The sequence below is a fragment of the Streptomyces sp. NPDC005195 genome, from assembly GCF_040608315.1.
Lineage (GTDB): Bacteria > Actinomycetota > Actinomycetes > Streptomycetales > Streptomycetaceae > Streptomyces > Streptomyces kaempferi.
In genome coordinates this window covers 1-7,873 of sequence record NZ_JBEXHZ010000109.1, presented here as the reverse complement: position 1 = coordinate 7,873, position 7,873 = coordinate 1, and the positions used below count along the sequence as shown (strand labels likewise).

Annotated in this window: 9 protein-coding genes; 5 read left to right on the top strand and 4 right to left on the bottom strand. The window is 71.2% G+C overall.

Annotation, left to right across the window (positions count from 1 at the left end; all coding sequences use genetic code 11):
• Window positions 1-637, top strand: a 637-nt coding sequence (locus ABZV34_RS35765; protein ID WP_356286301.1) for an SDR family oxidoreductase, incomplete at its 5' end; no start/stop codon positions are given.
• Window positions 638-997: 360 nt separating this feature from the next.
• Entirely contained in the window at window positions 998-1,324 is a 327-nt protein-coding gene (locus ABZV34_RS35760; RefSeq protein WP_356286299.1) for a plasmid stabilization protein, read from the top strand.
• A 35-nt stretch (window positions 1,325-1,359) separates the two neighbouring features.
• On the opposite strand, the gene ABZV34_RS35755 is transcribed toward ABZV34_RS35760, so the two are convergent.
• On the bottom strand, window positions 1,360-1,680 hold the full coding sequence (locus tag ABZV34_RS35755; protein WP_356286296.1) for a WhiB family transcriptional regulator: 321 nt from the start codon (window positions 1,678-1,680) through the stop codon (window positions 1,360-1,362).
• Window positions 1,681-2,115: 435 nt separating this feature from the next.
• Between ABZV34_RS35755 and ABZV34_RS35750 the strand changes: the two genes are divergently transcribed.
• Entirely contained in the window at window positions 2,116-2,484 is a 369-nt protein-coding gene (locus ABZV34_RS35750; RefSeq protein ID WP_356286293.1) for a DUF488 family protein, read from the top strand.
• Window positions 2,485-2,803: 319 nt separating this feature from the next.
• Here the strand turns inward: ABZV34_RS35750 and ABZV34_RS35745 are convergent, their stop codons facing one another.
• Complete coding sequence (locus tag ABZV34_RS35745; protein WP_356286290.1) at window positions 2,804-4,411, bottom strand: phosphodiester glycosidase family protein; 1,608 nt, start codon at window positions 4,409-4,411, stop codon at window positions 2,804-2,806.
• Between the two features lie 412 nt (window positions 4,412-4,823).
• A complete protein-coding gene (locus tag ABZV34_RS35740) occupies window positions 4,824-5,627 on the bottom strand; it encodes a GNAT family N-acetyltransferase (RefSeq protein ID WP_356286288.1) in 804 nt (267 codons plus the stop codon).
• Window positions 5,628-6,006: 379 nt separating this feature from the next.
• Between ABZV34_RS35740 and ABZV34_RS35735 the strand changes: the two genes are divergently transcribed.
• A complete protein-coding gene (locus ABZV34_RS35735) occupies window positions 6,007-6,441 on the top strand; it encodes an ASCH domain-containing protein (RefSeq protein ID WP_356286285.1) in 435 nt (144 codons plus the stop codon).
• Between the two features lie 193 nt (window positions 6,442-6,634).
• Entirely contained in the window at window positions 6,635-7,486 is an 852-nt protein-coding gene (locus tag ABZV34_RS35730; RefSeq protein WP_356286282.1) for an alpha/beta hydrolase, read from the top strand.
• A 162-nt stretch (window positions 7,487-7,648) separates the two neighbouring features.
• Here ABZV34_RS35730 and ABZV34_RS35725 read toward each other — a convergent pair.
• On the bottom strand, window positions 7,649-7,873 hold a 225-nt coding region (locus tag ABZV34_RS35725), incomplete at its 5' end, for a chitinase (protein ID WP_356286279.1).

Sequence of the window (7,873 nt, the reverse complement as noted above, 5' to 3'; positions counted from 1 at the left end):
CGACGCCCTCGAGCGGATCGTCGCCGAGGTCCGCGCCGACGGCGGCGTCGCGGATGCCGTGACAGTGGATCTCGCCGACCGTGCCGGCATCCGCGCGGCGGTCGACCGCGTCGAAGAGCTGCACGGACGGCTCGACGGCGCGTTCAACAACGGCGCGGCGATTCAGCGGCCCGGCCCGCTCGACGCGACGAGCGACGAGGACGTCGAGGAGCAGTTCGCGGTGAACTTCCGTGGGCACTGGACCGCGATGACGGCCGAGGCGGCGCTCATGCGCCGGGGCGGTGGCGGAGCGATCGTCAACACCTCGAGCATCGGCAGCCGCCGCGCGAACCCGGAGCTCCCCGCCTACGGCGCGATGAAGCGCGCGCTGAACAGCCTCACCGAGACGGCCGCCGTGACCTGGGGGCGGCAGGGGATCCGCGTGAACGGCATCACGCCCGGTGGCACCGCGACGGAGATGATCGACACGTGGGAGGCGGCGTCCCCGGGCGTCGTCGAGCGCATCAACGCGAGCATCCCGCTCGGCCGGATGGCCGAGCCCCGCGAGGTCGCCGAGGTGGCCGCGTGGCTGCTCAGCGACCGGGCCTCGATGGTGACCGGCGCGATCGTCCCGGTGGACGGCGGCGCCGGCGCCTGAAGGGCAGCCACGCCCCGGCAGGCGGTACCTGATCATTTCCGGGGCGCAGCCGACCTGACGATTGCCGTACCCACTCCGATTCCATGACCCCGCGAGGTGACGCTCGGTAGCGTCCCCGTCTCAGCCGGTTTGCGGAGGAGGAACTCCCACCGGCGTGTCGTCCGCTGCCGCGCCTTCCGCGCTGTGAAGCGGGCTCCGCCGAGGCCGGAGCCGGTGCGGCCCGGCTCGGTCTCCCCGTGTGGCGCGCCCTGCGCTTCGAGCGTTGAGTGGAGACGCGCACCCGGCGCTCCGGACGGGAGTTGCCAGGGCGCCGGGTGCGCTCCGGATCGCCAGGAATTCGATCAAGGGCAGGAGGACGTCGTGCCTACGGGACCGAGCGAGAAGCGCGAGCGGCGGTACGAACAGATCAAGGAGAACGCCAGGGAGCACGGCGTCTCCGACCGGCGCGCGGAGGAGGTCGCGGCACGCACCGTCGAAACGGACCACGCCCGTCGCGGCGAGGCGAAGGAGACCCCCACGACATCGGCGCGGGACCGGGAATCCGCCCCCCGGCACGGCGGGGAACGTGCCCAGGGCGGATCGCGGGGCCCCACCAAGGACCAGCTCTACGAGGAGGCCAGGAAGAGGCACATCGAGGGCCGTTCCTCCATGAACAAGGACGAGCTGCGCGACGCTCTCGGCCGCTGACCGCTCGTCGTATCGAGCGGGGTTCCGCGGAGGACTCAACTTGCGGCGGCCACCCGTCCGTCACCAGCCGGCCGAGCCTGCCGGTCGTACGCCGTGCGCGCCGCCTCGAGCAGCTGCCGCCAAGAGGTCACCGTGGGCCGGCGCCGCAGCAACGCGCGCCGTTCCCTCTCCGTCATACCGCCCCACACACCGTGCTCGATCCTGCGGTCGAGGGCATGAGCCAGGCATTCGGTCCGCACCGGGCATCCGGTACAGACGGCTTTCGCACTGTTCTGCGTAGCGCCTTCGACGAACAGCTCCTCCGGATCGGTTGTCCGGCATGCCGCATGCGCGCCCCACTTGTCGTCCGCGTCCACCCCGTCGCCGCCCTTTCCCCGATTCGGCCCGCCGTACACCACCCTATGCGTGTGGCAGTTCGGAGAACGTACGGCAATCGCACCAGGCATGGAACGGCGTTGCCCGGCAGCAATCCGTTCGAGTGAACAGCCCTTGCCAACAGCCCTCGGAAAAAATCTGACAGGCCGTCAACTATGCCTCACGGCTCTGCCTCCGGTCTTGGTCTCCGGCCCGGGCTCCGGACGCCAAGCGCTCAGAGCCGTCCCTGCCGCCGGCCGCGGGCACTGGTCCGAAGTGGCGCCGGAGGACGTGCGGAGAGACGCTGGGCAGTGGTGCGCGCGTTCGGATCACGAGCGGCGATGGCTGTCGGTGAGCCCGGCGCAGCGGTGTCCGGCCGGGTTGACGTGGGGCGTTGGCCCGGAGCGTCGTACGAGAGCTCGGTTACGAGGTCACTGATGACAGCGGATCACAAGGTTCAGGTACGGGTGCGCAGGGCGTACGAGGTGCCCGAGCGGGCGGACGGGGCGCGAGTGCTGGTGGACCGCCTCTGGCCCCGTGGGCTGGCCAAGGCGAAGGCGCACCTGGACGAGTGGTGCAAACAGGTCGCGCCCTCGACGGAGTTGCGGCAGTGGTATCACCATGACCCGGACCGTTTCGCGGAGTTCGGGCGCCGCTATCGCGAAGAACTGCTGGATCCGGAGCGTGCGCGGGCATTGGCGCACTTGCGCGACCTTGCCGGGGACCGGACCCTGACGCTGGTCACCGCGACGAAGCGGCCGGACATCAGCGAGGCCGAAGTTCTCGCCGAGCTGCTCCGGAACTGACTGCGGCAGTACATGAACCGGCCGGCTCGCGATCCGCTGCCGCGTGAACCGGCCGGCTCGGGGTCCACTGCCGACGCGGGACGTGACCGGCGCGGGATCCGGTGCCGGTGCGGGATCCGGTGCCGGTGCGGGACGTGAAACCCGGTACCTGTTCCCGGGGCCTTCGCCGTTGCGCCCCGGCGTCGGGGACCGATGCCGGAGCTCCCTTCCGCGGGGCGGGGACGAACACTCCGGCCGTCTGCCGCGCCGAGGAGCGAACGTGCGCGCCCCGAGCCTGGTGGGACCGGAACCGTCCCCGCCCGCGCGGGACCGTCGGGGGTCAGCCGGTACGGCGCCTCGGGACGACCTGGATCGTGTCGCCGACGGCGCGTTCGCCCGTCGCGTCCGAGGTGACATTGACCAGTTTGCCGTTGACCGCCATCGCCGTGGAGCCGCCGCCGTCGAGGTTCAGCGCCCGCACGGCGCCGAGCGACCGCATGAATCGGGCGGCCTCCGCCAGCGTGAATCCCTCGCTCATCCCGGGCTGCCGCCCGTCCACGGTCACCAGGAGCAGCCGGCCCCGCCGGTCGATGCCGGCCAGTGTCCGGGGCTGGCGCACGTTGGACCAGGCGAAACCGAACGAGAGGTCACGCGGGTCGAGTGTCCCCTCGGTGGCGGCGTCGATGTGCACACGGCCGTCCTCGACCAGCGTGGGAGCCGCGCTGACGATGCTGTCGTCGGGACCGAGCCTGATCTCCCGGTTCGAGGAGTCCCGGATCACCTCGTGGAGCGACAGGCGGTCGCCGACACGTGCGTGGCCGGTGAGCCACCCCGCCGCCCCGCCGATGCCCTGGAGGACCGCACCGTGATCGGGCACGGCACCCCCTCGGTCGCCCACGGAGACGACGGCACCACGCCTGTCGAGGACCACCTGGACACCCGCCCCCGCGGGGAGCGACGCGCGGAACTCGGGGGTGAACTCGACGAGGTCGTCCGCGATGGTGCAGGTGGTGTCGTGGCGGGGCTCGACGGTGGGGACGGCGCCGGGCCGACCGCAGTTGCGTACCTTGCCCGGGACGCGGTTGATGCCCTGCACCCCGTACTCGGCGGATCCGTCCCGCACCGTGACGGTGGTGGAGAGGTCGGCGATACGCGGTCGCCGGCCGCCGTCGCCCAGGATCAGGGCGGCGCGGGAGCCCACAGCCATCGACTCGAGTCTACCGTGCCGCGCGGAGAGACCGGCGAGCGTGCCCTGCACACCGTCGGCGTCGGAGGTGATGAAGAAGCCGCCGTTGACCCCGATCAGCGAACCCAGACGCGTGGCCACGGTGGAGGTGTTCTCCCGGTCGGCGACGTTGCCGCCGTCGCTCGCCCCGATCGTCCCGGCGAAGCGCGTGGGGTCCACCACGGCGACGTGGATGTTCTCACCGTCGGGGCGCTGCCGGCCGTCGTATCCGGTCCAGTCGACCGCGGTGCGGAAACCCGCTGCCACGACCGCTGTGTTGGTGGTGGCCGCCTCGGCCTGCGTGGCGTACCGCCCGACCCGGACCTGCCAACCCATCGTGCCGCGGGGGGTGTCGGAGTAGGCGTCCCAGGTCTCCTGTTCCAGCCGCGGTTCGAACCCGGCGCCGCGCAGGCGCGCGGCGGTCGCGTCCGCCCACGCGCGGTCGCCGAGCGGAGCCCAAGTCGCCGCGCCGGTCAGGCGGTTGACGGCGGGGGCCTGCACGGTGACCGACCATACCGGGGCGGCGACGGAGTCCCGCAGCGCTCCGGTCCGGACCTGGACGCCGGGTGCCACGCTCAGCGTCGACCAGGAGATCCCGGGGAGCGCGGAAGAGGCGGACGGACGGGAGTCGGCGGTCCGCGTGCTCGCGGCCGCCGGCGGAGCGAGGGTGACGAACGTGAGGACGGCGGCACACGCCACGCCCCTCCGGAGGGGCTGCTTCATCCGGCCGAATCCGCGGCGTGTTTTCTCGACTGCGTGGGACATACGTCTCCTGACGTTCGGATCGCCTTGCGGCCGGCGTCGCCGGCTGCCGCGTTCCACATCCCAGACCCGTGGTGGTACGGACAGGTCACAGGCCAAGGGCGTCCGGGAAAAGCCTCGATGACAACGACTCACCGACTCCTTCCACGAACGGCGCGGGAGGACGGTCGGCCCCATCCCCGCGGGAAGGACCGACAAGCCCCCGACCAGGGCTTCCACTTGGGCGGCATCGTCCCGAGATCCCGGCCCATGGCGCCGAACCCGGCTCACCACGCGTCCGCGGGATCCGGGGGTCGGATGACACGCCGCACCGCTCGGCCGGTCCGTCCGCCGGTCCGTGTTCGTACCCCGCGGCGTCCATGCCGGACGGCGGTCACTGCTCGGTGAAGTAGGTCCAGTGTTCCGTCACGCTGAAGCCGAGTGAGAGGTACAGCGGCAGAGCCATGTCGGAGGAGCGCAGATAGGCGGTTTCGGCTCCAGCGTCCCGCCCCCGGGCCACCACCTCCTCCGTGATCCGCCGCCCATGGCCGGATTCCCGGTGGTCCGGACCGGTGGAGATGTTGAAGATCCCGACATGCCCGTCCATGAGGACGGTCAGCGCGGTGCTGACCACCTGTCCGCGCACCTCCCCCACATACGCGGTGATGTCCGGCGCGGCGTCCAGGACGGCAGGGGTGAACAGCGGTGCGAAGACCTCTTTCGGGGCTCCGAAGCCGTCGGCGAGGGCACGGGCGTAGAGATCGTGCTCCGCCCCTGTGACGACGCGCACCGCCATCCCCCCGGTGTCGCGGGGGACCGGAGGGACGCTTTTCAGATCCCTGAGCATGAACGGTTCCCGTGCCCGCTTCGTCAGGCCGTGCCTCCGGGCCACCTCACGCACGCGGTCGTCCGGGTCCGAACGCACCTGCACGCACCAGGACACCGGTCCGGGGAAGGAATCCGCCGTGGCGGCGGTCCGGGCCGCGAGACGCTCGATCTGCCCGGCGTCCGGCCTGAGGGCGGAAGAGAACACACCGTTCACGCTGTCGGCCGGGCTCCCGGTGACGACCATGTACGTCCCGTTCTCCGCGACTTCCTGACGCATGCGCGGCTCGGCGTCGGCGATACAGCGCAGAGCGGCTCCCCAGGCATGAGCGGCGGCGTCGATCCGGTCACCGGACAGGAGGTTCGAACTCATGCGCGGAGTCTAATCTCCGCGGGTGGGGGCGGTGTGGGGCCCTGCGGAAGTACACAGGCGGCCCGCCGAACCCCAAGGCACATAAATGCCCAATCCCCATCAAATGCGACACAATGTGTCCGGGGTCCGGCTCGGCACGCCCGCGTTCCGCCGTCACTCCTCGAGTTCCGCCCGCCCCCGAACGAACGCTCGAACGGGTCGCCCCGTCCACGGATTTCGGCCGCACCGACGAACTGAGCCGACCGCTCCTCGCGGACGGCGAACTGGTCCGTCGGGACCGCACCGCTCGGTCGTGCGCCGGCAGGAATCGCGGTGCGAACCGGCCCTTCTCCGAGCGATCCGGGGCGGCCGGCGGCTTACGACGACAGGGTGGTCAATCATGTGGGCGCGCGTGGACGGCAGGCGGTCCTTCGAGCTCGGCACGGCCGACGAGATGCGGACCGGGCTCAACGAATTGGTCCTGTCGGGCAGGAAGACCGCGTCCACCGGGCTGCTGGCGGTCTACGCGGAAGAGGCCGAGGGCGTCGAGTATCCCGGCGAGAAACTTGCCCTGCTGGACAAGGACGGCACCGCCGCCGCACTGATCGAGGTGACCAGCGTGGCGTTGCAGCCTTTCGGTGACGTGAAGTGGGACCACGCGGAAGCCGAGGGCGAGGGTCACGCCTCGGTGGAGGAATGGCGTGCGGGGCATCGTCGGTACTGGGACCGCATGGGGACTCCCGTCGACGACCGCACGATGGTCGTGTGCGTGGGGTTCCGGCTGATCGGGAGCTGCGACACCGGCATGTCGGACACCTCGGGCTCGGCTTCCTGAGGTCCCCTTTCCGCGGGCCCGCGATGACAGAGCGCATACGCCGGACATGATCGCTCAGGCGCGAGCATTTATATTGTGCACAACTGATTTGCGCACAACCATATTGGCGGCTATGTTTTCCCCTGTCGCACCGGGCCGCAGCGCCCAGGACGACCTACCGATGTCAGCCGCCACGTCCCGAAGGGGAGCCACCATGAACCTCAAGACCGCGATCCGTCCCACCCGCAGGCACGCCGCTGTGCTGGGAGCCGTCGCCGGTGTGGCGGCGCTCACCCTGACCGCCGCCACGGGTCCGGCGAGCGCGGCCAAGGGCGAGCACCACCCGTCCAAGGCGAAGCCCACGGTCGTCCTGGTGCACGGAGCCTTCGCGGACTCCTCCAGCTGGAACGGCGTGATCGAGCGTCTGCGGCGCGAGGGATATCCGGTGATCGCCGCGGCGAACCCGCTGCGCGGTCTGGCCAGTGACGCCGAGTACGTCCACAGCGTGCTCAAGAGCGTGAAGGGGCCGGTCGTTCTCGTCGGCCACTCCTACGGTGGCGCGGTGATCAGCGAGGCCGCCGCCGACTCCCCCCAGGTCAAGGCGCTGGTCTACGTGGCCGCCTTCGCCCCTGAGAAGGGTGAGAGCGCGCTGGGGCTGTCCAACAAGTTCCCCGGCAGTACCCTCGGCACCGCCCTCAATCCCGTGCCCTTCCCGCTCCCCGGCGGCGGCACCGGCACCGACCTCTACATCAGGGCCGACAAGTTCCACCACCAGTTCGCCGCCGACGTACCCAAGCCGGTCACCGACCTGATGGCCGCCACCCAGCGCCCGGTGGCCGCCTCCGCCCTGGACGAGAAGGCCACCGCGGCCGCCTGGAAGACCATCCCTTCCTGGGACCTCGTCACCACCCAGGACTACAACATCCCGCCGGCCGCGCAGCGCTTCATGGCCCAGCGCGCCCACGCGCACACCGTCGAGATCAAGGCGTCCCACGCGGTCTCGGTCTCCCACCCGGGCGCCGTCACCCGCCTGATAGAGCAGGCCGCCCAAGCCACCTCCCGCTGAGTCCCTCCGGGGGCGGACACGACGATCGGACGCCCTGCCAAGGGCGTCACCGCCCACGGCTCGCGGTCATCGGCTCGCACGGACGTGCGGCGGCCCGCCACCCGACACGCCCGTGGGCGACCCGGCGGAACCGGATCGCCCACGGGCGCGGAGGGATGCCGGTCAGCAGTAGAGGTTGTTGCCCGGAGCGACCCCGAGGATCGCCGTGAACTGCTGGTACGCGCTCACCCGGCTCTGCACCTGCGCGGGATTGCGTCCGTCACACTCCAGCGAGCCGTTGATGGAGCGGATCGTCTGGCCGAAGCCGGCCTGGTTCACCATGGCGTTGTGCGGCGTCATCGAGCCGGGGCCCGACTGCGTGTTCCAGTACCAGAGCCCCGTCTTCCA